Genomic DNA, 24,010 nt, shown 5'->3' on the forward strand with positions numbered 1-24,010 from the left:
CAAATCCATTTTACTGTTTACACCAAGCTCTTTCAGGCAGCCTGAAACATCAAGTATTGTTCAACAACTGCCGTTCATAAACCGCCTGCGCCAACGTGCCTGCATCAACATATTCCAACTCACTACCCAACGGCATACCACGCGCCAAACGACTGATTTTATAGGGCTGTTCTTTAAATAATTCCAATAAAATATACGCCGTAGCATCGCCCTCTGCTGTAAACGAAGTAGCGATGATGATTTCAACAACAGGGCTGCCTGAAAGCCGAGCCACCAATTTATGCAAATCAATGCTGTCCAAATCCATGTTTTGCGTGGGACTGACCTGCCCCATTAGCACGAAATACAAACCATCATGACAACGTGCCAATTCCATAGCTGGTACATCAGCCGGCATTTGCACAATCATCAAACGCGTAGCATCACGTTTGGGGTCAGCACAAATATGGCAAATTTCATGCTCACAAAAATTATTGCAACTTTGACAATGATTTACTTGTTTCAAAGCCCTATCCAAAGCCATTAACAACTCTGCTGCGCCATCGCGGTTTTGCTGCAACAAAGTATGTGCCATACGTTGTGCGGTTTTCGGTCCAACATTAGGCAAAACTTGCAAACATTTGATTAAATAGGAATAAGCATCAGGATTTTTGGTGGACATGGTTTCAGACTGCCTGAAAGTGAATGGGTTTAGGCTACAATACGATTACACGTTAATACAAATATTTGATGCACAATAATTTGAATATTTAAAGTTGTTTTCGCAGATAGGGGGCTCAACCCCGCCCTATTTTAAAATTACTCACACAATCACGCTTTGGGCAAAGTTACGCCTGTTTGTCCCATGTATTTACCATTACGGTCTTTATATGATGTTTCACAAACTTCATCGCTTTCAAAAAATAACACTTGTGCTACGCCTTCGCCCGCATAAATTTTGGCTGGCAATGGTGTGGTATTGGAAAATTCCAACGTTACATAGCCTTCCCACTCGGGTTCAAACGGTGTTACATTCACGATAATCCCGCAACGAGCATAGGTTGATTTGCCTAAACAGACAGTTAAAACATTACGCGGAATGCGGAAATATTCCACAGTTCGCGCCAAAGCAAAAGAATTGGGCGGAATGATGCAACAATCGTCCTCTACGGTTACAAAATTTTTAGGGTCAAAATTTTTCGGATCCACAATCGTGCTGTTGATATTGGTAAAAATTTTGAACTCATTGGCACAACGAATGTCATAGCCATAACTGGACGTACCGTAAGAGATAATACGCTTACCATCTTGTTCTTTAATTTGATTGGGTTCAAACGGTTCTATCATACCGAATTGCTCCGCCATGTAGCGTATCCATTTATCTGATTTAATTGACATTTTATACTCTTTCTGTATTTTTAAGCTACCTGAATACTGCTTAGGTTATTTGACCAATTTCAAACCTTTCTTCACAACAGGTTTTTCTTCATGGCTTGCCATTTTGATTGTTGTATCTACTGCTGGGGTTTCACTCTTCACATTTTCAGGCAGCCACTCCTCAGCTTCAAAACCCATACCTTCACCTGTTTCACGAGCAAACAAGCCAACAACGTGTCCTATTGGTATCATCACATCTTGCGCCACACCACCAAAACGCGCGCTGAATGTAATCCATTCGTTGTCCATGACCAAATCTTTAACGGCATTCATACCGATATTGAGTACGATTTGATTGTCTTGCACAAATTGACGCGGCACACGCGTATGTTCATTAACCCACACCGCCAAAAATGGCGTGTAACCATTGTCAGCACACCATTCATACAATGCACGAACAAAATAGGGTTTGGTAGATAAACTCATTTTATTTATTGCTCCGTTTTCAGCCATTCAATCACAAAAACAGCATTCATCAAAATCTACAGATAAGTTTTAATTTTAAAATCATACAAATAACGTAAAATCAGAATAAGAAAAAATGAATCAACAGAATAAAAAGCTGCCTGAAAGCAGCGTTTTTCAGGCAGCCTGAATAAAATTACTCAACGGCGCATGGCTTTTTCAGCAGGAGTCAGCGCATCAATAAAGGCTTGTCGTTGAAAAATGCGCTCGGCAGCTTTCAAAATTGGGGCAGCTGATTTGCCCAACTGAATGTCATAGTGGTCAAGTCGCCACAACAATGGTGCAAGTGCCACATCAATCATGGAAAAATCATCACCTAAAACGTATTTGTTTTTCGCAAAAGCAGGCGCAATCATGGTTAAACCTTGCGCAATCGCTTCACGCGCTTTGGTTTGCTCTTTGGACGATGCAACAGTATTTTCCAAAGTTTGCACATGAATAAACAGCTCTTTTTCCAAACGATGTAACACCAAACGACCTCGACCACGCATCACAGGGTCAGCAGGCATCAGTTGCGGATGCGGAAAACGCTCGTCAATGTATTCATTAATGATGTTGGACTCATACAAAACCAAATCACGTTCCACCAATACAGGAACTTGGTTATACGGGTTCATCAAAGCCAAATCTTCAGGTTTATTGAACACGTCCACATCTTTGATTTCAAAATCCATGCCTTTTTCAAACAACACAAAACGACAACGATGGCTAAATGGGCAAGTGATACCCGAATACAAAATCATCATTTGTTTATTCCTCTCATAAATTTCCCAATAAAACGGTTTCAGGCAGCCTGAATTAAGGTTTTAACCATTGAAACAAAATCTTGGGTATTATATTGCTTTTTCATAAACAGGTCTATCAATTACACATAACCCATTGTTTAAATAAAAATTTAATGTAATTTCCACTACTATACCGCAAATACCCCAAATCAACTTAATCAACCATACCAAGCTACCTGAAACTTTTTCCGTTATAATTAACCCAATTTTTTGATGTGAATTTCAGCCATGACCGAACACAAAGCCCGCAAACGTTTTGGGCAAAATTTCCTGCAAGACGCGCGCATCATCAGCGATATTGTGAACGCGGTGCGTCCGAAAGCCGATGATATCGTAATTGAAATTGGACCAGGTTTGGCAGCGATTACCCAACCTTTAAGCCAAAAACTCAATCAATTACACGTTTGTGAAATTGACCGCGACATCATCCAATTTCTGAAAAAACAATCATTTGCCAATAAACTCGTGATACACGAAGGCGATGTGTTGGCATTTGATTTCCGCCAAATTCAGGGGATGAAAAAAATTGTCGGCAATCTACCTTACAACATTTCTACGCCACTTTTGTTCAAATTGAGCGAAGTGGCTCATGAGGTGATTGATATGCACTTTATGTTACAAAAAGAAGTGGTTGAACGCATGATTGCCACGCCCAAAACCAATGATTATGGGCGTTTGAGCGTGATGTTGCAGTATTTTTTTGACATGGAAAACCTGATTGACGTGCCGCCCGAAAGTTTCACGCCTGCCCCGAAAGTGGATTCGGCTGTAGTGCGCATGATTCCTGTGGCAGGACGGATTGGTGTGGCAGAAAATTTCATTTATTTCAGTAATTTGGTTCGCATAGCATTTCAACAACGCCGTAAAACTTTACGCAACAACCTTAAAGAACTGGCGAATGACGATGATTTACTGGCAGTTGGCATTCAGCCCCAGCAACGTGCGGAAGAAATTGCGCCTGAAATGTATGTGAAACTATCTAATTACTTAATAAGCAAATCAAAACAATAATGTTAACTTCTGATAACCAAAAATTTCAGGCAGCCCCTAATCAAATAGAAAAACAATCATGAAGCCAACAAGCCAACAAGACTTTAAAATGCAAATTAATGAAAGTAAAGCTGTTTTGGTCGCAGGAAACGGACCGAGTTTGACACAAATTGATTACAATTTATTGCCCCAAGACATTGATGTGTTTCGCTGCAATCAATTTTATTTGGAAGAACAATATTATGTGGGTAAAAAAATTAAGGCTGCGTTTTTTCATCATGGTTTGTTTATGGAACAACAGGCAACAATGTCTATTTTATTGAGAAATCAAGAATATGAATGTGAACATATTGTTTACTCAGATTTAGAAAGTCAGTTATCGCAACCCGAACTTACACAGGATTTATTATATTGGTTTCCTGATACATTAAACGCTTTCACTCTTTATCGTGAAAAGCTGCCTGAATTAGCCAAATACACACAACAACTTGCTTTATTTGAGAATAAAATCTTGACATCAGGTGCCATTATGGCTGTCATTGCTGCAGCAATGGGCTATCAAAACATCTATATTGCAGGTATAGATTTTTATACAGGAAATCAGATGTATGCTTTTGATAATAAGAAAAATAATTTATTAAAATTGGTACCTGAATTTAAACAAGATACCATAACGCCCAACTGGCACGACGCAGAAACCGATTTATCAGTTTTAAAAATGTTACAAACACTTTATGGCATACAGATTTACACAATTTCGCCATCATCACCTTTAAGTACACATTTTCCATTGGCACCTCAAACACAATATGGTAAAGAAAATCGCACAAAACTTGCTTTTGCCAAAGCTGAAAACGCCTTAAAAGACATTGCGATTCCCAACTCCTATTTGTATAGGTATTTACGCAATAAGTATTTTCCAGCAACCGACAAACCTGCGCTCAAAAACAATTTATTTTACCGTTTCTTTCATGATTTATTTCATTTGCCCAGTGATATTCGTAAATACATACGCCATAAGCGAAAAGGAAAACAATCATGAAAAAAATCCTCTGCATCACAGGCACCCGTGCTGATTTTGGTAAAATGAAACCCCTATTAAATCATTTAGAACAAAGCCCTTTATTTGAGTTGCATTTGCTGGTAACAGGTATGCATATGCTCAAAATCTATGGCAGCACACACCTTGAAGTTCGCAAAGTGGGTTACAAAAATTGTTATTTGGTTTCCAACCAAAGTCAAGGTGAGGCAATGAGTGCCGTTTTGGGCAATACCATTACTTTATTGTCGCGCTTGAACGATGAGATTGAACCTGATTTGATTTTAGTACATGGCGACCGCATTGAAGCATTGGCTGGAACAATCGTTGGCGCATTGAGTAATCGTCTGGTTTGCCATATTGAAGGTGGCGAATTATCAGGAACAATAGACGATGCCATTCGCCATGCCATCAGCAAAATGGCGCACATTCATCTGGTTGCCAATGAAGAAGCACAAAACCGTCTGCTGCAAATGGGTGAACAGGCCACGCACATCCACATTATCGGCTCGCCTGATTTAGATGTGATGCGCTCGGACAAACTGCCTGAACTCTCTGCCGTGAAACAACACTACGGCATTGATTTTGACGACTACATCATTTCCATGTTTCACCCTGTTACCACCGAAGTTGCACAAATAGCAGATTACACAGCGCAGTATTTTCAAGCATTGAAGCGAAGTGGCGAAAATGTGGTCGCCATTTACCCCAATAACGATTTAGGCAATGATGCCATCATCAGGGAACTGCAAACCATACAACAAAGCAACAACCCTAGATTTAAAATTTTCCCGTCCATCCGATTTGAAGCCTTTTTAACCCTGCTCAAACACGCCAAAATGATGACGGGCAATTCCAGCGCAGGCATACGCGAAGCACCGTTTTACGGTGTCCCCAGCGTGGATGTCGGCACACGCCAAAGCAACCGCCACCGCGCAGCATCCATTATTCATTGCGATTACCATACCGAAGCGGTGCTATCAGCCGTCAAACAGGCCAATCAAGCCTCTTTCAGGCAGCCTGATGCCGCCTTTGCCGCACAACAAAGCGACAGCACCACCCTATTTGCCCAATTGCTGCAATCCCCAAACTTTTGGCAAACACCGATTCAAAAAACCTTTTGCGACTTAACTTTATGAACACCGCCATCATCACCGCCCGTGCCAACTCCAAAGGCATACCGCGCAAAAACCTGCAAACGGTTGGCGGTATTTCCCTACTGGCACACACCATCTTGGCAGCACAGCAATCGGGAGTGTTCCAACGCATCATCGTCAGCACCGATGGCGAAGAGTTGGCACAACACGCTTTGCAGTATCAAGCAGAAGTCATTATCCGTCCTGACGAATTGGCAAGCGACAACGCACGTTCCATTGATGCCGTCTGCCATGCGCTGCAACAAGCCGATATCCAAACAGGTACCGCCACTCTGTTGCAGCCCACTTCCCCCCTGCGCCGCGCACATCACATTCAGGCTGCCTTCCAACTGTATGACCCTGTTGCCAAAGGCTCGGTGGTTTCCGCCTGTATCGCCGAACATCATCCCTATAAAATCCTGCTTGCCGAAAACGGCAGCTACCGTGCCGTGCGCCAAACCGACGACTTGGAAAGCCCGCGTCAGGCATTGCCTGATGCCTATCGTCCCAATGGTGCGATTTATATCAACGACACCGCAAAACTGCTACAATACCGCCGCTTTTTCCTAGACCCCGTGCAGCTTTATCTGATGAACGAAACCGATTCATTAGACATTGATAATGCGGCAGATTTAGAACGTGCCAACCATTTATTGAAACAGATAACCTAATTTCAGGCTGCCATCTGTCCAAAATTTTAATTTTGGCAACAGATGTGCGTGCCTGTGGTGCTGCCTGAAATGGTTTTCAGGCTGCCTTTATTTTTCCCCAATACAGAGACCCACCATGAACCCCAACCAAGAATTCGAAATCGCTGGCCGCAAAATCGGCTACCGACACGAACCCCTCATCATCTGCGAAATCGGCATCAACCACGAAGGCAGCCTGAAAACCGCCTTTGAAATGGTCGATGCCGCCCATGCCGCAGGTGCGGAAGTCATCAAACACCAAACCCACATCGTTGAAGACGAAATGTCGGACGAAGCCAAAAGCGTCATTCCCGGCAACGCCGATGTATCCATTTATGAAATCATGGCACGCTGCGCCCTGAATGAAGAAGACGAAATCAAATTAAAACAATATGTTGAAAGCAAAGGCATGATATTCATCAGCACACCGTTTTCCCGTGCTGCCGCCTTGCGTCTACAAAAAATGGATGTACCCGCCTACAAAATCGGTTCGGGCGAATGCAACAACTATCCGTTGATTAAACTCGTGGCCTCATTCGGCAAACCGATTATCCTCTCCACAGGCATGAACAGCCTCGCCAGCATTCAAAAAAGCGTGGACATCATTCGCGCGGCAGGCGTGCCTTATGCCCTGCTGCACTGCACCAATGTGTACCCCACCGCCTACGAAGACGTGCGTTTGGGCGCGATGAACGAATTGGCAGCCGCCTTCCCTGATGCCGTCATCGGCCTGTCCGACCACACACTCGACAACTATGCCTGCTTGGGTGCAGTAGCTTTGGGCGGCAGTATTCTCGAACGCCACTTCACCGACCGCATGGACAGACTCGGTCCCGACATTGTCTGCTCCATGAATCCCGAAACCTTTGCCGACTTAAAAAAAGGCGCACAAGCCCTGCAAAAAGCACGCGGCGGCCACAAAGACACCATCATTGCCAGCGAAAAGCCCACCAAAGACTTTGCTTTCGCATCAGTGGTGGCCGATAAAGACATCAAAGCAGGCGAAGCATTGAGTGCAGACAATCTTTGGGTCAAACGCCCTGGTAACGGTGATTTTTCCGCCGATGATTACGAAAGCCTGTTCGGTAAAATTGCCGCACACGACATCAAAAAAGGCAAACAAATCAAAAAAGAAGACGTATGCTAATCCCTAATTTCAGACTGCCATCTGTCCAAAATTTTAATTTGGCAAAGTAGGTCGGGCATTTATGCCCGACACAACTGACTGAAAGGCAGCCTGAAACCGCAAAGGAGCATAAAATGAGCAATGTTTATTATACTTTTCAACTGGATAACCCATTTGAAACAAGCCTTTTTCAGGCAGCCAAACAAGCCAATCGCAGCAGCGCAGAATTATTGCGTGAATTGATGCAAGATTTTGTCCAAAAACAAGCTATTGGAAAACAAAAAATCAGTTTAGCTGAAAAATTAAGCACTTACCCACATCAAGCGGCTGATGTGGATTTTGAATTTGAGCGCAAAAAGTAATTTTCAGGCAGCCTGAAAAGGAAAACCCCAAATGTCTTTGATTAAAAACCTGTTTCCCAAAAAACAAACCGTGATGAATTGGCGTGAATTTGCCGAATATTTTACCGAAGAAATCCAGCAAAATATTGACGGCACAGCCGAAATTGAATGGGGCGATGATTTGGAAAACACCACTGTTCATCTGAATTTGAATAATGGCTCAACGGCGGAAATGTATTTGGGCAACCATTTTGCGCGTTATCAGCAAAATCCCGATGATTTGCCTGAAATCATCGCGAAAACGCTTGCGGCGGTCGCCCATTTAGGAAAAGATGAAACGCAAGAGATTGAACGTGAACAGATTTTCCCGACCATTAAATCGGCTGAATCCCTGAATTATTTGGTGCAAATGCATCAAAAAGAAGGCAAAAATCCGACCGAGCATTTGTGTATTCGTCCATTGGCTGGCGATATTACCTTGATTTATATGGTGGATACGGGTGATTCTTTGAAAAGCCTGAACCACGATGATGTCGCGCAGTTGGGCATTGAAAACGATGAAATGTTGCACCAAATCGCACTGGAAAATTTGGAAAATTACTTGCGCGAAAGCGAAAATTTGGGTTATCGCCAAAGCGAAAACGGTTTGTATCAGATTTATTTGGACGATGTGTTTGACGCATCTCTGATTTTATTACTGGAAAAAATCGTGGAAAGGGCGGAATTGGATGTTGCGCCTTATCCTGTTTTTGCCGTGCCTGCGCGTGATATGTTGCTGGTTTGCGCGGCGGACAATCAGGCAGCTTTGGCGCAAATGCAGGAAATCATTGATGATGTGATGCAGGATTCATCTTATTGTATTTCCGCGCAAAAATATTGTCTGAAAAATGGGCACATGGCTTTATTTAATGTGAATTGATTTTTTTCAGGCAACCTGAAAGGATTTTTTCATGATGATTCAAAATTTATCAGATTTGCAACAAGCCCACCAACAAGGTAAAAAATTCAAATATTTGCCTTTTTGGGGACACACGCCCAAATCAGACAATCAAATTGACAAAGCGGTTTTCAGTCAATGGTTTCCGCGAGATTTTGTGGTGGACAATATTGTTTACCCCACCGCCGAACATTTTATGATGGCGAAAAAAGCGGAATTATTTGATGATAATGTGATTTTGGCGCAAATTCTTACCAGCAAACACCCAAAACAAGCCAAAGATTTGGGGCGGCAAATTGCCCATTTTGATGAGCAAATTTGGTCTCAACATCGTGAAGACATTGTCTTTCAGGCAAATTGGGCGAAATTTTCACAACACGAAGATTTAAAAGCCTTTTTATTAAACACGGGCGAGCGCATTTTGGTGGAAGCCAGCCCTGTTGATAAAATTTGGGGCATTGGTTTGGCGCAAGACAGTGCATTTTTGGAAAACCCATTAAAATGGCAAGGTTTGAATTTATTGGGTTTTGCGTTGATGAAAGTGCGCCAGCAATTATTGTTATCCCATTAAGAAATTAAGAAGATTGTTTCAGGCAGCCTGAAACTTTTAAAATTGTGAATACAAACGAAAAATTACCCGAACCACAAAATTTACATTGGGCAAGAAATGCCCCCAGCTTGGCATACCAAACCGCCCGTTCCGAAAATCACAACACGAGAAACAAAATGACCATAACCAACCCCGATAAAATCATGGTGAGCTTTAAAAACGTTCACAAACATTTCAAAGATTTACACGTTATCAATGGCGTGAATTTGGACATCAAACAAGGCGAAGTGGTGGTGGTGTGCGGACCTTCGGGTTCGGGCAAATCCACGCTGATTCGCACGGTAAACCAACTGGAAAGCATACAGTCGGGCGAAATTTGGGTGGACGGCGTGAACGTTGCCGACCCCAAAACCGATTTGAACAAAATCCGCACCGAAGTGGGCTTTGTGTTCCAACATTTTAATTTGTATCCGCATTTGAGCGTGTTGGACAACATCACGCTCTCGCCCATTCAAGTGAAAGGCATGAACAAGGCAGACGCGGAAAAATTGGCAACTGAATTGTTGGAAAAAGTCGGTCTGGCGCACAAAAAAGACGCGCTGCCCACTCAATTATCGGGTGGACAACAGCAGCGTGTGGCGATTGCGCGTGGTTTGGCAATGCAGCCGCGTGTGATGTTGTTTGATGAACCCACGTCCGCGCTTGACCCCGAAATGGTGGGCGAAGTGCTGAAAGTGATGAAAGATTTGGCACAGTCGGGCATGACCATGATGTGTGTAACACACGAAATGGGCTTTGCGCGTGAAGTGGCTGACCGCATTATTTTCGTAGACCACGGGCAAATTTTGGAAGACCGCGACCCCGATGAATTTTTCCAAAACCCCGAAACGGAACGCGCGAAACAGTTTTTAAGTCAAATTATGTCGCATTAAAACTGATAAACACACCAATCTTTTCAAACAGCTTGATTTTGATACATTAAGCTGCTTATTATTACCCAGTCCTGTCGCGTAAGCCACAGAAGAATGTTTCAGGCAGCCTGAAAACATTATGGAGCAACCCAAAATGAGCAAAAACAAACAGCCTCAATCCAAACGCCAATTCCGCGATGGCATCAGCCAAAAGCCGAAAAAACCGCGTTCAACCGCCCAAAAAGCCGTTTCAGGCAGCCTGAAACGCCCAAATCGCCAAGAAAATGAATGGACAACATCCAAACCGCGTTCACAAAATGGCGCAGCCCGCGCTGAAAACCGCGACAATCGCCCCATTTTCGAACCCAAAGAATATGTGAAACAACGCGCCAGCAAAGCCAAAAAACTGGTCGTGCGCGCCCCCAATCAAAAAATCCAAGAACGCGCCCAAGAATTGCGCGAAAAGCGTACCGATTTATCGCGCATTGAACCCGAACGTTTGCAAAAAGTGTTGGCGGCAAGCGGTGTCGGTTCGCGCCGTGAAATGGAAGAGTGGATTGGCAACGGTTGGGTGTTGGTAAACGGCAAAGTGGCGCATTTGGGCGACAAGGTTTCGCCCGATGACCAAGTTACCGTAAAAGGCAACGCGATTAAATTGAAATGGGCAGACCGCCTGCCACGCATCATTTTGTATTACAAACAAGAAGGCGAAATCGTATCGCGCGATGACCCACAAGGTCGCGTGAGCATTTTTGACCGCCTGCCACAAGCCGCCAGCAGCCGTTGGGTGGCGATTGGGCGTTTGGACATCAACACGAGCGGCTTGTTGATTTTGACCACTTCGGGCGAATTGGTGCAGCGTTTCGCCCACCCCAGCTTTGAAGTGGAACGCGAATACGCCGTGCGCGTGTTGGGCGAATTGAGCCAAGAACAAATGTCCACGCTCACCACCGAAGGCGTGATGTTGGAAGACGGCTTGGCGCGTGTGGAACGCATTTATGCACAAGGCGGCGAAGGCGCAAACAAATGGTACAACGTCATCATCAAAGAAGGGCGCAACCGCGAAGTGCGCCGCATTTTTGAGGCTTTGGGTTGCACGGTCAGCCGTTTGGTGCGCGTGGGATTTGGCCCGATTGGCTTGCCCAACCGTTTGAAACGCGGACAATTTTACGAATTGAACCCTGCCGAAGTCGCCAATATCGTGAAATGGGCAGACATGGCTTTACCAGGGGAACGCAAACGCCGAAAATCTTAATCCCAACGTTTTCAGAGTACACAACAAAAAAATGTTCAGGCTGCCTATAACCCATCTTCTCTCTTGCTAGCGGGGGAGAATTAAGGTTCAGATGTGCCAAGTTCTTCGTAGGTCAGATACGGGTATCCAACATTTTCCGATTAAAGCACCATATTTGTCGGATACAAGTATCCGACCTACTCAATTTTAAATTTGAGTACTTGGCAGGACAGAGGAAAGGACAGATGTGTAGCAATTAAAAAAATGTTGTGTACTGAACGGCTGCCTGCCCCTATTCTCAAGGACAAAATCATGCAAAAAATTACCCTAATTGCCGCAATGGCAGAAAATCGCGTTATTGGGGCAAACAATGACATTCCTTGGTACATTCCAGAAGATTTTGCATTCTTTAAGCAATATACTACTGGCAAACCTGTAATCATGGGACGCAAAACGTGGGACAGTTTGCCACGTAAACCACTACCTCATCGCCGTAATCTTGTGATTACACGTCAAATCAATTGGCAAGCCGATGGCGCAGAAAATTTTACAGATTTTCAGGCAGCCTTAAAAGCGTGTGGCGATGCACCTGAAATCATCATTATGGGTGGGGCGCAGATTTATGAGCAAGCATTGGATTTTGCTACGGATTTGCGTTTAACCGAAGTGCAATTGTCGCCTGATGGCGATGCATTTTTTCCTGAATTTTCAATGCAATTGTGGCAAGAAGTTGAACGCAGCAATCACATATCCAACAAAGGGATTAAGTTTGATTTGGTTCATTGGCAACGATGTGATTCGGTTTTTGAATCATAATGCATCATCAAAAATACCACCCCAACAGCATTGGCTCGCCTTACCGTACTACTCATAATATCGGCGACTCATTGCCTTATCTGATTTTACTTCTGCAATACTGCTTTCAGGCAGCCTGCATTCATGTAGGCTGCCTGAAAAACTTAAAACCTGTATTCACAATCTTAAATAGTGGCTTTCTGTCAATCTTATGAATACAGGTTCTTAAAGAATAATTTTTTTTATTGTACGGCGTATTCATTGCGTACTGCATTAACCACATCTGCACCAAATAAGGCATTGATGTCGGTCTCATCAAAAGTGTAATGTGCATTACAAAAATCACAATCTACCGTGATACTGCCTTCTTCAGCAACCACTTTGCCCACTTCTTCGCCTCCCAACATCAACAACATATCGCTGACTTTACCATGTGAACAAGTACAAGCAAATTCCAAAGTATCGGCTGGGAACACACGTGGCGGTGTTTCATGAAACAGACGATACAGCAGATTTTGCGCATCTAAATGGTTCATTTCAACGGCAGTTAAGGTCTGTGCCAAAGTGCTAACGTGTTGCCAAGCATTATCGTCCAATTCTTTTTCAGGCAGCCTTTGTAACAACAAACCTGATGCGCTGTGTTCATCTGATGATAAAGTGATGTGGGTTTGCAACTGCTCGGAACGTGCCATGTAATTCATCAGCATTTCGGCTATGCTGTTGCCTTCCAATGGTACAACGCCTTGCCATTGCTCACCATCATTGGGTTGCAAGGTCATCACGAACATACCATTATTACCCAACATTTCATTCAAATCGGCATCATCAGTAATCAAGGCTTGCTTGTCCCAACGTGCTGTGGCACGTACGGTTTGACTTGATGTCGCTTCTACCACCAATAATTTCAATGCGCCCTGCCCTTGTACTTGTACAATCAAGGTGCCGTCTAATTTCAAATTGCTGGACAATAATGCACCTGCCGCCAGCAATTCCCCCAAAGCACGGCGAACAGCTTTGGGGTATTTTTTTTGTTCTACAATGTGTCGCCACACGTTTTCCAAACGCACATGTAAACCGCGTACAGGCATATCATCAAAAATAAAACGGGTTCTTTGGTTTTCCATGGAGAGTTCTTTCCAAAACAATTTTGAATTGTATCTATATGGTAACAGGCTACCTGAAAATCAAGAGTGGATTTTCAGGCAGCCTGAATGAAGCCTTTATAAAACTTTGCACATAGGGATAGATTTCATATCTGCCCTATTTTAGATTGTAGAAAGTTTCATTTTTATGAATAAATTGGGAAAAGGACGGATATACCCCCTGCTTTCCTTTTTAAATGTATTTGGCAAAGTTTTCAGCCTACATTAAGACACACTTGTGATTAAGCAAACACAATAAACAGCACCACCGTGGCAATTACCACAAGCGCAGTTAAAATCCACCAGATTGCCAAATTGTCGCTCTTTGCTGATGCAATCAGCTTTTTAGCTGACTGAACCTGTTCTGCATAAGCACGCAATACCACCAACACGCGATTATTTTCTTCGGGTGTACCTATGGTTAAACGCAAACAGTTTTCTAGCAAAGTATGGCTGCCTGAAAGTTGTTTTACCCAGATTTTCTCGGCTTTTAAGGCTTCAAACGCTGTGGGCGCATCGGGCAAACGCACGGTAATGAAATTGGCTTGACTGACAAACACTTGGCTTTCAGGCAGCATCGCCAATTCGCTTGCCATGCGTTCGCGTTCGGCTTTCAAAATATCAATATGGGCGTTTACTGCGTCCATGTGCTGTAAGGCAAATGTGGCTGCGGTTAAGCTCAATGTGTTCATATTGTACGGTGGCGTGATTTTTGCCAGTTCGTTCATTAAACTTGGATCACCTGCTGCATAGCCAATTCGCAAACCCGCAAAACCAATTTTGCTTAATGTACGCAACACCACCAAGTTTTCAGGCTGCCCTGCTTGCGACAAAAAACTGTCATCACTGAATGCACCATATGCTTCATCAATAACAATAATGCCTGTGGCTGCCTGAATAATGGCTTCTACATCCTCACGGTTAAATGGCACACCTGTCGGATTATTGGGATAAGCCAAGAAAATCAATGCAGGTTGATGTTCAATAATCGCGTCCAGTACGGCTTGACGATTGAGCGTTAAATCAGGATTAAGTGGCACACCAATGTGTTTCATGCCAAATAGAGCAGCATTGTGACGATACATCACAAAACTGGGCTCAAGCGACAACATGACCGCATCAGGTTTTGCTACCAACATCGTTAAAAGTTGAATTAATTCATCTGAACCATTGCCCAATGCGATTTGCGCTTTATCGGGAATGGCAAATGTACTGCGTAAAGTCTCTTGCAAACCGCTTCTTGTTGGATTGGGATAGCGGTTAATCGGAGCATCAACCAATTTTTTTGCCAATGCTTGACGCAGATTTTCAGGCAGCGAATACGGTACTTCCATTGCATCAAGTTTGATACAATCTTCTGACACATCGGCAACATGATAAGCACTCATGGCGCGAATTTCTGGACGAACAAGTTCTAAAATCATGCTGTTTTCCCTTTAAATACAAAAATGAAAGGCTACCTGAAACTGAAACAGTTAATCACAAACTGCCGTAAGAATGCAAACCTGTTAAAAACATATTCACGCCCACAAAAGCAAATGCAGTAATGAACAAACCAATAATCGCCCACCATGCCAATACTTTACCTCGCCAACCTGCTACCAAACGCAGATGCAGCCAAATCGCGTAATTTAACCACACAATAAACGCCCATGTTTCTTTTGGGTCCCAGCTCCAATAGCGTCCCCACGCATCAGCTGCCCATAATGCACCCAAAATGGTGGCGATTGTGAAAAACAGGAAGCCAACCGCAATGGCTTTATACATCGCTTCTTCAATCAAAGCAGGTTCAGGTAAGAAACGGCGTTTACCTTTGACTTGACTGCGTAAAGCCAACAATTCAGCAGTACCAAATGCTGCGGCCATACAAAACGCGCCATAGCCAATGAAATTAGCTGGCACATGAATTTTCATCCACCACGATTGCAAGGCAGGAATCAAAGGCTGAATTTCGTGTGCGCCACGTTCTAGGCTGTACCACAAAGTAAATGCCACCAAACCACACATCAAGGTGTACACAAACACGCCCAATTTGTACATGGCGAATTTGCGCTCATAGTAAAGGTACATCAAGCCTGTGATGACCATAAACAAAATAAACACTTCATACAAATTGGATACAGGAATATGCCCTGCATCAGGGCGCAACAAATAACTTTCGTGCCAACGCACCAATAGACCAACAAAACCCGCAAAAGCCGCAGCCCAAGCCAAACCCGATGCCATACCAAGCAGCGTATTGGGTTTAGAGCGACCTAAAACCGAAGTAGCACTTTCAGAAGGCAGCCTTTTTTCTTGTTGCCAAGCAGTCAGCGTACCCAAACCATACATGACAAAGGCAAACACAGTCAGCGCAGCTTGCCACATGATTGCTGATTGGCTGCTCAATAAATAACGCAACAAAAATTTGCCATGTGGCTTGTCGCCCGAATGCAAAATATTGCCGTCATACAGACCCACCGCCAAATAAGCAACCGCCACGCTACCCACAATAAACCAACGCAAGGGTTTAAAAAACCAACCCAATCCAATGGCAGCAGTCGCACTTACCCACAAAATCACAGTTTCATAAATATCCATGTGATGTGGCAATTTGATGTGTACCATCATCGCAACCGCAATAATCATGGCAGCAAACAACCAATCAGTCAGCAACAGCTTTTTCAGCCACGATTTTTCTTGCAGCAATTCATGTTGTGGCACAGTTCGGAGAGCAATATTGTCAGTTGCTCTGGTGTTTTTTTTATTTTCAGGCAACCTATCTGTAATAGGAGTAATGTGTTCACTCATTTTTATAACCTTACAATCAGGGTATTTGAATATTTTATTTTAATCGTTGTTTTCAGTTGAGGTATTTGAAAAAATTGATGTGTTTATTTTACTGCGTGTTCAGGCAGCCTGAAAAACCAACAAACAAACTTGCACATCATAATATTCAAGTTTTTATATGGCCAAATCACACGCCAACATTTCCAATTTTTGCAGATGTTCAGAAAATTCATGGTTTAAATCACGCTCATGGCGGCTGGACGACATGGCAAAGCGTATGCCATTGTTGTCAAACAATAACCATGCACGTTTTTCACGCACATAAAACATGAAAATTGTACCCAAGACCAAAAGCATTGAGCCAATGTAAACCAATGTCGCACCTGGAGATTTGGTCATTTGTAAACCCGACATATTGACCTGTTTGAAACTTTCCAACTGCAACAAAATAGGTGCATTCATGCGTGTGAGTGCAGTGTAACCGTCCATGCTGTTGAGCAAAAAGGTATTACGTGTTTCTCCTGCGACAATTTCAGGTAGCCCCGCATCTTTGAGTGCCTTGTCCAAAACAATACCCATTGCACCATACAAAATTTGGTACATAAATTGCCCTGTTTTTTCCTGTTCGGCTTTTGGAACGTTGTTTTTAATGTGTTCGTTAATCGCCACATAACCGCCTTCGGCAAATTGACGCAACAGGTTGTCCACCGCCAATTTGAATTGCGGGCGCATTTTTTCATCCACCGTTAAAATTGCTTGTTCCACAATTTGTGTGCGTTTTTCAGGTTGCATCAAGAACTGGCGCAACGCCATAAAACTGTCCACTTTACCATTTGGGTCGGCAGGCAACATCAGCCAACGATAAGGTTCATTGACATCACTGCGTTCGCCTGTGGCAAAAAACAATGCACCTTCACGTTGCAAAGGCAACATATAACTGACGTATTCACGCGCTTGTCCTGCGCTGTCGCGCAATTTGTAAGTAATAGTAGGACCTACGTTTTGGAATTTTTTTTCTTGATTGACGCTGCGGACTTCGTGTAAACGGTTGCCATTTTCCGCTTCTTGTTCGTTCAAGTTTTCGACATTGAACACACGCAATTCGCCAAATTCAAGGCGATATTGCCCAACAGTTCCCAAATCAAGCGGAAATTGGCGTTGCGATACAGCATTCATGGTAACAGGCGCACCAATACCACGTAAGTTCCAGCTTTTTAAGGCAATGTCCGAACCACCATCACCATAACTGGATTGATAAATCGTGATGCCTTTGTGGGTTAAAGGATGATTCACGCGTATGGTTTTTTCAATTTTTTCGCCTGTTTCTTTATCGGTAACTACAATGTCGCTGGCAAAATCTTTGGGCATACCTGTGTCGTAAAACTCAATATGAAATTTTTTGAGTTCTACCGTAAACGGCAGTTTTTGCAACAACAAGCCTTTATCAGCATTCAAGAAAACCACATCAGCAGTTTGCCCTTCTACCACTTCAGCATTACCGCGAAACGACAAATTGTGTTCACTCAAACTGCTTTCAGGTTTGAAATCACGTGCAAAAATGCTGCTGGTATCAGGTACAACTTGCCCTGTCAGCATACCAATTTTAAGCAATAAATTACTGTCTATCAGACCGCCCACGCAAATCACGATAATGGCAGCATGTGCAAAAATGTAGCCCCATTTGTTCATCGCACCTTTTTTGGCAGCAAGCAACACGCTACCGTCTTCGCGCTGCACCATTTTGCTTTGAAAACCATTCACTTTCAGGTATTGCGCTGCAATATCGGGCGATAAAGCATTCAGGCTGCCTGAAAGTTGTGCGGTGTGTTTCATATGCGCCAATGATTGCGCAGTCGCTTTAAGACGAAACGAACGCATTTCACGCAAAAAAGGTGGAATATTGCGCCAAAGACACAATCCCGTACTCAACACGAGAAAAATCATGATGACCACAAACCATGATGAGGCATAAACATCATACAAACCCAAAAAACCAAAAATCTCTGCCCAGAATGGTCCAAATTGCACAACATAGTTTTGTGCAGGCTGATTTTGCTCCACAACCGTGCCAATAATGGACGCAATCGCCAACACAGTCAGCAATGCCACCGCAAAGCGCATGGAACTTAAAAATGCAAACCATGGACGGCGAATAAGGGGAAGGGATTTTTTTGATGTGGTTTGAGACATGGTTTTAGGTTATGTGTGTTTTGCTCAAATGGAATTTCAGACTGCCTGAAAGTGATACAGAAACCAATTTTTAATGACAAAACAAATTGGATATACACTATGGTCATACAATTTGTTGCAAAAGTTTTAGGCTGCCTGAAAACCCATTCTGTGTTTCAGGCAGCCTGAAAATACTTATTTCAAACCTTGAATGAAGTTACCCACAGCCTTCATCTCGACCTCACTCATGCGCCCTGCAACGTCTTCCATCATGTTATTTGGACTTTTGCGTACGCCTGATGCATAGGCTTTCAGTTGGTCAACAACATAGGTGGCATGTTGCCCACCCAAACGCGGATAAGCATTTACCTCTGTTCCACCCGCTGGCATACCCGCACCTGCCGGACCATGACAAGACATACAAGCTGGGATTTTTTTCTCGGGAATGCCACCACGATAAATTTTTGCACCCAATTCAGGATTTTCTTTTGGATTAGCTTCACCTGCTTTGGGTTGCTGCTTCGCATAATAAGCAGCCACATTGCGAATATCTTCATCACTTAAATCTTGTACCATCGGTTTCATAGCAGCAGAAGAACCCGTATTGCGTTCACCTGTTTTGATGTCCATGGTTTGTTTGAAAATATAAGCAGGATTTTGAGCAGACAATTTGGGATACATCGCAATGCCACTATTGCCATCTAATGCATGACAAGCCGCGCAAACTTTTTCCGCCACTTCTTTGCCCTTTGCCAAATCCGCAGGTTGAGCAAAAGCAAAACCGCTCAAAACCAATGCCACCAGCAATGTTGTACGTTTCATGGAAAATGCTCCTGATTGAACCAAGCAGTTAATGATGCTGCCTGAAAATTGTTATTTGTATTTTACGGACAAAGTTAAAACCAAAAATCCGCTAAACGTGGTATTCTATACCAAATTCACTTCTTTTTACAGTCATGAACTTATTTCACAATGCAAAATTTTTCACAACCGTGAACCATTTAAAAGACCTGCCTAACACATCAGCCGAAATCGCGTTTGTCGGCCGTTCTAACGCAGGCAAATCCAGTGCTATCAACACTCTGTGCAACCATGTTCGCTTGGCTTATGTTTCCAAAACACCAGGGCGCACACAACACATTAACTTTTTTGAGTTGGCAAACAAACATTTTATGGTGGACTTACCTGGATATGGCTATGCCCAAGTTCCCGAAGCCGTACGCAGTCATTGGGTTAAACTGCTTGGCGATTATTTGCAAACACGCAAACAGTTGATTGGGCTAATTTTAATCATGGATGCGCGCCACCCACTCAAAAATCTTGATGTACAAATGCTGGATTTTTTTGCATTAACAGGTCGCCCTGTTCACATCTTGCTTTCAAAAGCCGATAAATTATCCAAGAATGAACAAATCAAAACTTTGTCATTGGTCAAACAAACCTTAAAACCTTTTATGGCAAAACAAACCATATCAGTACAACTGTTTTCCAGTTTAAAAAAACAAGGCACAGAAGAAGTCAATCAAGTGGTCGCACAATGGTTTGCCATGCTGCCTGAAACACAAAACAACAACAATGCATAGGTTTAACAATCTCGCAAAACCGTTTACAATTTATACCCATAATCCAACATACTATTCAGGCTGCCTGAAAAATCATGTATTTTTCAGGCAGCCCCTAAACATTTTACTGACAGAGAAACAAACATGAACGCATTATTACAAGACTTACAAGCACGCGGCTTAATCGCCCAAACCACTGATATTCAAGAATTATCCAAATTATTGGACGAAAACAAAATCGCGCTGTATTGCGGTTTTGACCCCACTGCCGACAGCTTGCACATTGGGCATTTGCTGCCTGTGTTGGTGTTGCGCCGTTTTCAAAACGCGGGGCATACGCCTGTGGCATTGGTGGGTGGCGCAACGGGCATGATTGGCGACCCCAGTTTCAAAGCCCAAGAACGCAGCCTGAACACCCCCGAAACCGTGGCAAATTGGGTAGAAAGCATACGCAATCAGTTGAAACCATTCTTAAAATTTGATGGCGACAACGCGGCAATCATGGCAAACAATGCCGACTGGTTTGGCAAAATGAATTGCTTGGATTTTTTGCGCGACATCGGCAAACATTTTTCGGTAAACGCGATGTTGGCAAAAGAATCGGTCAAACAACGCATTGAACGCGAAGACCAAGGCATTTCGTTTACCGAATTTGCTTACGCATTGTTGCAAGGATATGATTTTGCTGAATTAAATCAACGCCACAACGTGCAACTGCAAATTGGCGGCAGCGACCAATGGGGCAACATCACTTGGGGTACGGAAACCACACGCCGCTTGCACCAAAAATCGGTACACGGCTTGACTTTGCCGCTTGTTACCAAATCGGACGGCACCAAATTCGGCAAAACCGAAGGCGGCGCGGTGTGGCTGGACGCGAACAAAACTTCGCCCTACCAATTTTACCAATTCTGGCTGAAAGTGGCTGACGCTGATGTGTACAAATTTTTGAAATATTTCACATTTTTAAGCATTGAGCAAATTGATGAAATTGAAAAACAAGACCAAGCCAGCAAAGCCAAACCACAAGCCCAACGCATTTTAGCCGAAGAAATGACGCGCTTGATTCACGGCGAAGCGGCTTTACAGGCAGCCCAACGCATCACCGAAAGCCTGTTTTCGGGCGATGAAAGCGGCTTGACCGAACAAGATTATGCACAGTTGGCTTTGGACGGTTTGCCCGTTACCGAAGTTTCAGGCAGCCTGAACGCGGTGGAAGTGCTGGTACAAACAGGTTTGGCACAATCCAACAAAGAAGCGCGTGAATTTGTGAAAAACGGTGCCATGTTGCTTAACGGTAGCCCCATTGCCGCCAACAACCCCAATCACGCCCCCGAAAAACCCGATGATTTGTATCTGCTGAACGATGAACACAAACGCTTTGGCAAATACACAATTGTAAAACGCGGCAAACGCAATCATGCTTTGTTGCTGTGGGCATAAATCTTGCTTATTTCAAATTGACACGTTTAAATTTAAAACCTGTATTCACAAAATAGGCAGATGAATACAGGTTTCGAATGCACCAGTCTTTCAATTTTTCCATCATGACTTCAATCACGATGCTTTATGCCCGCCCCATTATGTTGCCTGAAATTTGAATCATTATGCACACAATGAAAAAATCACCTATTCCATTTATCATATTGATTTTATTAATACTATTCCCCAATGCTCTGCTGTGTTATTACACCCAACAATACGACCATTTTTTGTTGTCCAGTTTATTGTTATTGGGTTTTTCAGGCTGCCTGAAACACGCACGGCGTTTATTGATTTTATTGCCCTTTGCCTTGATTGTGCCTGTCTATGTGTTGTACATCATGCAATACCACACCTTTCTCAATGAACAAATTGTGGCGATTGTGGTTGAAACCCATTGGGAAGAAGCATGGGGCTATATTGGTTATATCCCTGTTTGGGTAATGATTTTATTTGTTATTTGGTTTGCCCTGCTTATTTGGTTGGGGCACAATTTGCGACCAAATCAATGGTCTTGGCAACACCGCAGCCGTTATTGGATTATGGCATCAGCGGTATTGTATGTAGGCACCAGTTATGTGGTAACTGCATTAGAAGAAAAACACAATACCGATTTTTTACAACAAGCCGAAGGTTTTTCTACGGCTTCACAAATGAGACAAGCAGATTTTTTAGGTACCAATCGGAACATTGTTTTAGACCAAATTCAACCCACCTACCCTTTTGGTGTATTCATTTCCCTGTATCGCTGGTATGACGAATTACAAACCATCAATCAATTTATGACACAAATTGCCGATTTCCGTTTTGGCGCATACAGTCAATCAACAGAACAAAAAGAAATTGTGGTTTTGGTCATTGGTGAAACTGCGCGGCGTGCCAACTGGCAAATCCATGGCTATGCACGTCCCACCAATCCTTTATTAAGTCAACAACGCAATGTTTTGCCTTTTGACAATATGCTGTCTTTGGCAGACCACACACGCGTTTCTGTGCCCATGATGATAACGCGCAAACCACCTGAACAAGTTTATTCTTTCAATTTTTTTGAAAAATCGGTTATTAGCGCGTTTAAAGAAGCGGGATTTCGCACTTATTGGCTGTCTAATCAGCAGAAATACGGTCATTTTGACAACAGCATTTCCATTTATGCCAAAGAAGCCGATGTACAAAGCTACATCAATGTAGCAGGTTATCAACACGACAACAATTACGATGAACGCCTGTTGCCCAAATTAACACAAATTTTGTCTGATAACAGCCCCAAAAAATTCATTGTGATACACACTTTGGGCAGTCATGCCGATTATGGTCATCGTTATCCCAAAGAAGAAGCCGTTTTTCTTCCTGATGTACATGGTTTAAAACACTATTCTGTGCGTGATGAACACCACAAACACGAATTGCTCAACGGATTTGACAACACCATTGTCTATACCGACAAGATATTGAACAATATGATAGAACAATTAAAACAGAAAAACCAAGCTGCTTTTTTGCTGTTCAGTTCCGATCATGGCGAAGATTTGCTTACTGATGGTTGTGGTTTATCGGGACATGGTAACGCATCACGCATGAATCACGAAGTAGCAACGTTTGCATGGTATTCCGATGCCTATCAAAATGCCTTCCCAGAAAAAATCAAACAATTACATGAAAATCGCCACAAACACATGAACCACTCAGTGATTTTCGCCACCTTATTGGACGCTGCAAACATTCATATCCAAAATGGCAAACTTTCAGGCAGCCTGTTTCAACCTTTTAATGATATGCCACCCAAGACATTTGCTCATCAAAACTGTACACCTAACACAGGAACATCATCATGACTCAAACCACACCCAAAATCCTGTCCCAACTCGCCCTGATTTTCTTTATTTCAGGCTTTTCTGCTTTACTTTATCAAGTAAGTTGGCAACGACTGTTATTTACCAATATTGGCGTAGATTTGAGTTCCATTACTGTGGTCATTTCCGTATTTATGGTGGGCTTGGGCATAGGCGCATATTTTGGTGGACGGCTTGCCGATAAATTCAGCCAACGCGTGATTCTGTTGTTCTGCCTGGCCGAAGCCGCAATTGGTTTGTTTGGTTTTACCAGCTATCATCTGATTTTGGGTTTAGGTCATCTTTTGGTAACAGCAAATTTATGGCAAGTGGCATTCATGAATTTCCTGCTCTTGCTGCTACCCACCTTTATGATGGGCGCAACCTTACCACTTTTAACTTTTTACTTTAACCAAAAAATGCAAAATATTGGCGAATCCATTGGTACGCTGTATTTTTACAATACTTTGGGTGCCGCTTTGGGTTCATTGGCAACAGGTTTTATTTTATACAACTATTTAACTTTATCACAAACCGTTTATTTGGCAGCCTGCCTGAATACTTTCATTGCCCTTATTGTCTGGTTCAAATACCATAAAAAGGAAGACACATATACAAAACAAACTGAATACCCAACAAATAC

General features: G+C 43.2%; 24 protein-coding genes. 15 read left to right on the forward strand and 9 right to left on the reverse strand.

What is annotated here, in order from left to right:
- Positions 1–49: 49 nt before the first annotated feature.
- The 4 genes from recR to Q4B82_RS01990 all read right to left on the reverse strand — a co-directional run bounded on the left by recR (position 50) and on the right by Q4B82_RS01990 (position 2,627).
- Positions 50–661 (reverse strand): recombination mediator RecR, encoded by a 612-nt coding sequence (gene recR, locus Q4B82_RS01975; RefSeq protein ID WP_303064749.1) that lies wholly within the window; start codon positions 659–661, stop codon positions 50–52.
- A gap of 149 nt (positions 662–810) precedes the next feature.
- Complete coding sequence (gene dcd / locus Q4B82_RS01980) at positions 811–1,377, reverse strand: dCTP deaminase (protein WP_303064750.1); 567 nt, start codon at positions 1,375–1,377, stop codon at positions 811–813.
- A gap of 45 nt (positions 1,378–1,422) precedes the next feature.
- Complete coding sequence (locus Q4B82_RS01985; protein WP_303064751.1) at positions 1,423–1,842, reverse strand: ClpXP protease specificity-enhancing factor; 420 nt, start codon at positions 1,840–1,842, stop codon at positions 1,423–1,425.
- A gap of 179 nt (positions 1,843–2,021) precedes the next feature.
- On the reverse strand, positions 2,022–2,627 hold the full coding sequence (locus tag Q4B82_RS01990) for a glutathione S-transferase N-terminal domain-containing protein (protein WP_303064752.1): 606 nt from the start codon (positions 2,625–2,627) through the stop codon (positions 2,022–2,024).
- 267 nt (positions 2,628–2,894) lie between these two features.
- Between Q4B82_RS01990 and rsmA the strand changes: the two genes are divergently transcribed.
- From rsmA to Q4B82_RS02045, 11 genes are all read left to right on the forward strand, one after another.
- Complete coding sequence (rsmA, locus tag Q4B82_RS01995; protein WP_303064753.1) at positions 2,895–3,677, forward strand: 16S rRNA (adenine(1518)-N(6)/adenine(1519)-N(6))-dimethyltransferase RsmA; 783 nt, start codon at positions 2,895–2,897, stop codon at positions 3,675–3,677.
- Between the two features lie 88 nt (positions 3,678–3,765).
- A complete protein-coding gene (locus tag Q4B82_RS02000) occupies positions 3,766–4,698 on the forward strand; it encodes an alpha-2,3-sialyltransferase (RefSeq protein WP_303064775.1) in 933 nt (310 codons plus the stop codon).
- A complete protein-coding gene (gene neuC, locus Q4B82_RS02005) occupies positions 4,695–5,834 on the forward strand; it encodes a UDP-N-acetylglucosamine 2-epimerase (RefSeq protein WP_303064754.1) in 1,140 nt (379 codons plus the stop codon). Before Q4B82_RS02000 ends, neuC begins: the two co-directional genes overlap by 4 nt.
- Positions 5,816–6,502: an NTP transferase domain-containing protein gene (locus tag Q4B82_RS02010; RefSeq protein ID WP_303064755.1), complete on the forward strand. Its 687-nt coding sequence runs from the start codon at positions 5,816–5,818 to the stop codon at positions 6,500–6,502. Before neuC ends, Q4B82_RS02010 begins: the two co-directional genes overlap by 19 nt.
- A 115-nt stretch (positions 6,503–6,617) precedes the next feature.
- Positions 6,618–7,667: an N-acetylneuraminate synthase family protein gene (locus Q4B82_RS02015; RefSeq protein ID WP_303064756.1), complete on the forward strand. Its 1,050-nt coding sequence runs from the start codon at positions 6,618–6,620 to the stop codon at positions 7,665–7,667.
- Positions 7,668–7,780: 113 nt separating this feature from the next.
- Positions 7,781–8,008, forward strand: a complete 228-nt coding sequence (locus Q4B82_RS02020) for a hypothetical protein (RefSeq protein ID WP_303064757.1) — start codon at positions 7,781–7,783, stop codon at positions 8,006–8,008.
- 31 nt (positions 8,009–8,039) lie between these two features.
- On the forward strand, positions 8,040–8,906 hold the full coding sequence (locus tag Q4B82_RS02025; RefSeq protein WP_303064758.1) for a DUF1444 family protein: 867 nt from the start codon (positions 8,040–8,042) through the stop codon (positions 8,904–8,906).
- Positions 8,907–8,937: 31 nt separating this feature from the next.
- Positions 8,938–9,495, forward strand: a complete 558-nt coding sequence (locus Q4B82_RS02030; protein ID WP_303064759.1) for an NADAR family protein — start codon at positions 8,938–8,940, stop codon at positions 9,493–9,495.
- A gap of 182 nt (positions 9,496–9,677) precedes the next feature.
- Entirely contained in the window at positions 9,678–10,406 is a 729-nt protein-coding gene (locus Q4B82_RS02035) for an amino acid ABC transporter ATP-binding protein (protein WP_303064776.1), read from the forward strand.
- 133 nt (positions 10,407–10,539) lie between these two features.
- Positions 10,540–11,640, forward strand: coding sequence for a pseudouridine synthase (locus tag Q4B82_RS02040; RefSeq protein WP_303064760.1), 1,101 nt, complete (start codon positions 10,540–10,542; stop codon positions 11,638–11,640).
- 291 nt (positions 11,641–11,931) lie between these two features.
- Positions 11,932–12,435 (forward strand): dihydrofolate reductase, encoded by a 504-nt coding sequence (locus Q4B82_RS02045; protein ID WP_303064761.1) that lies wholly within the window; start codon positions 11,932–11,934, stop codon positions 12,433–12,435.
- A gap of 221 nt (positions 12,436–12,656) precedes the next feature.
- On the opposite strand, the gene hslO is transcribed toward Q4B82_RS02045, so the two are convergent.
- From hslO to Q4B82_RS02070, 5 genes are all read right to left on the reverse strand, one after another.
- On the reverse strand, positions 12,657–13,538 hold the full coding sequence (hslO, locus tag Q4B82_RS02050; RefSeq protein ID WP_303064762.1) for an Hsp33 family molecular chaperone HslO: 882 nt from the start codon (positions 13,536–13,538) through the stop codon (positions 12,657–12,659).
- Between the two features lie 260 nt (positions 13,539–13,798).
- Complete coding sequence (gene hisC / locus Q4B82_RS02055) at positions 13,799–14,980, reverse strand: histidinol-phosphate transaminase (RefSeq protein WP_303064763.1); 1,182 nt, start codon at positions 14,978–14,980, stop codon at positions 13,799–13,801.
- 55 nt (positions 14,981–15,035) lie between these two features.
- The gene (ccsB, locus tag Q4B82_RS02060) at positions 15,036–16,346 is read right to left on the reverse strand and encodes a c-type cytochrome biogenesis protein CcsB (RefSeq protein WP_303064764.1); all 1,311 of its coding nucleotides are present in this window, start codon (positions 16,344–16,346) and stop codon (positions 15,036–15,038) included.
- A 153-nt stretch (positions 16,347–16,499) separates the two neighbouring features.
- A complete protein-coding gene (locus tag Q4B82_RS02065) occupies positions 16,500–18,515 on the reverse strand; it encodes a cytochrome c biogenesis protein ResB (protein WP_303064765.1) in 2,016 nt (671 codons plus the stop codon).
- 174 nt (positions 18,516–18,689) lie between these two features.
- A complete protein-coding gene (locus Q4B82_RS02070) occupies positions 18,690–19,316 on the reverse strand; it encodes a cytochrome c (protein WP_303064766.1) in 627 nt (208 codons plus the stop codon).
- Positions 19,317–19,450: 134 nt separating this feature from the next.
- Here Q4B82_RS02070 and yihA point away from each other — a divergent pair, with 134 nt between their 5' ends.
- The 4 genes from yihA to Q4B82_RS02090 form a co-directional block, all read left to right on the forward strand.
- On the forward strand, positions 19,451–20,077 hold the full coding sequence (yihA, locus tag Q4B82_RS02075) for a ribosome biogenesis GTP-binding protein YihA/YsxC (protein ID WP_303064767.1): 627 nt from the start codon (positions 19,451–19,453) through the stop codon (positions 20,075–20,077).
- A gap of 123 nt (positions 20,078–20,200) precedes the next feature.
- Positions 20,201–21,499, forward strand: a complete 1,299-nt coding sequence (gene tyrS / locus Q4B82_RS02080) for a tyrosine--tRNA ligase (RefSeq protein WP_303064768.1) — start codon at positions 20,201–20,203, stop codon at positions 21,497–21,499.
- A gap of 173 nt (positions 21,500–21,672) precedes the next feature.
- A complete protein-coding gene (locus Q4B82_RS02085) occupies positions 21,673–23,370 on the forward strand; it encodes a phosphoethanolamine transferase (protein WP_303064769.1) in 1,698 nt (565 codons plus the stop codon).
- A partial coding sequence (locus Q4B82_RS02090) for a fused MFS/spermidine synthase (protein WP_303064770.1) occupies positions 23,367–24,010 on the forward strand: 644 nt, incomplete at its 3' end. The genes Q4B82_RS02085 and Q4B82_RS02090, both read left to right, overlap by 4 nt.

Source organism: Alysiella sp. (genome assembly GCF_030525755.1).
Taxonomy (GTDB): Bacteria; Pseudomonadota; Gammaproteobacteria; order Burkholderiales; family Neisseriaceae; genus Simonsiella.

Coding starts and splice junctions, on each gene's coding strand:
- Q4B82_RS01990 (WP_303064752.1), bottom strand. CDS start 2,627: ATGATGATTTTGTATTCGGGTATCACTTGCCCATTTAGCCATCGTTGT.
- Q4B82_RS02015 (WP_303064756.1), top strand. CDS start 6,618: ATGAACCCCAACCAAGAATTCGAAATCGCTGGCCGCAAAATCGGCTAC.
- recR (WP_303064749.1), bottom strand. CDS start 661: ATGTCCACCAAAAATCCTGATGCTTATTCCTATTTAATCAAATGTTTG.
- Q4B82_RS02020 (WP_303064757.1), top strand. CDS start 7,781: ATGAGCAATGTTTATTATACTTTTCAACTGGATAACCCATTTGAAACA.
- yihA (WP_303064767.1), top strand. CDS start 19,451: ATGAACTTATTTCACAATGCAAAATTTTTCACAACCGTGAACCATTTA.
- Q4B82_RS02030 (WP_303064759.1), top strand. CDS start 8,938: ATGATGATTCAAAATTTATCAGATTTGCAACAAGCCCACCAACAAGGT.
- neuC (WP_303064754.1), top strand. CDS start 4,695: ATGAAAAAAATCCTCTGCATCACAGGCACCCGTGCTGATTTTGGTAAA.
- Q4B82_RS02065 (WP_303064765.1), bottom strand. CDS start 18,515: ATGTCTCAAACCACATCAAAAAAATCCCTTCCCCTTATTCGCCGTCCA.
- rsmA (WP_303064753.1), top strand. CDS start 2,895: ATGACCGAACACAAAGCCCGCAAACGTTTTGGGCAAAATTTCCTGCAA.
- Q4B82_RS01985 (WP_303064751.1), bottom strand. CDS start 1,842: ATGAGTTTATCTACCAAACCCTATTTTGTTCGTGCATTGTATGAATGG.
- dcd (WP_303064750.1), bottom strand. CDS start 1,377: ATGTCAATTAAATCAGATAAATGGATACGCTACATGGCGGAGCAATTC.
- Q4B82_RS02025 (WP_303064758.1), top strand. CDS start 8,040: ATGTCTTTGATTAAAAACCTGTTTCCCAAAAAACAAACCGTGATGAAT.
- Q4B82_RS02035 (WP_303064776.1), top strand. CDS start 9,678: ATGGTGAGCTTTAAAAACGTTCACAAACATTTCAAAGATTTACACGTT.
- Q4B82_RS02040 (WP_303064760.1), top strand. CDS start 10,540: ATGAGCAAAAACAAACAGCCTCAATCCAAACGCCAATTCCGCGATGGC.
- ccsB (WP_303064764.1), bottom strand. CDS start 16,346: ATGAGTGAACACATTACTCCTATTACAGATAGGTTGCCTGAAAATAAA.
- tyrS (WP_303064768.1), top strand. CDS start 20,201: ATGAACGCATTATTACAAGACTTACAAGCACGCGGCTTAATCGCCCAA.
- Q4B82_RS02000 (WP_303064775.1), top strand. CDS start 3,766: ATGCAAATTAATGAAAGTAAAGCTGTTTTGGTCGCAGGAAACGGACCG.
- hslO (WP_303064762.1), bottom strand. CDS start 13,538: ATGGAAAACCAAAGAACCCGTTTTATTTTTGATGATATGCCTGTACGC.
- Q4B82_RS02070 (WP_303064766.1), bottom strand. CDS start 19,316: ATGAAACGTACAACATTGCTGGTGGCATTGGTTTTGAGCGGTTTTGCT.
- hisC (WP_303064763.1), bottom strand. CDS start 14,980: ATGATTTTAGAACTTGTTCGTCCAGAAATTCGCGCCATGAGTGCTTAT.
- Q4B82_RS02045 (WP_303064761.1), top strand. CDS start 11,932: ATGCAAAAAATTACCCTAATTGCCGCAATGGCAGAAAATCGCGTTATT.
- Q4B82_RS02085 (WP_303064769.1), top strand. CDS start 21,673: ATGAAAAAATCACCTATTCCATTTATCATATTGATTTTATTAATACTA.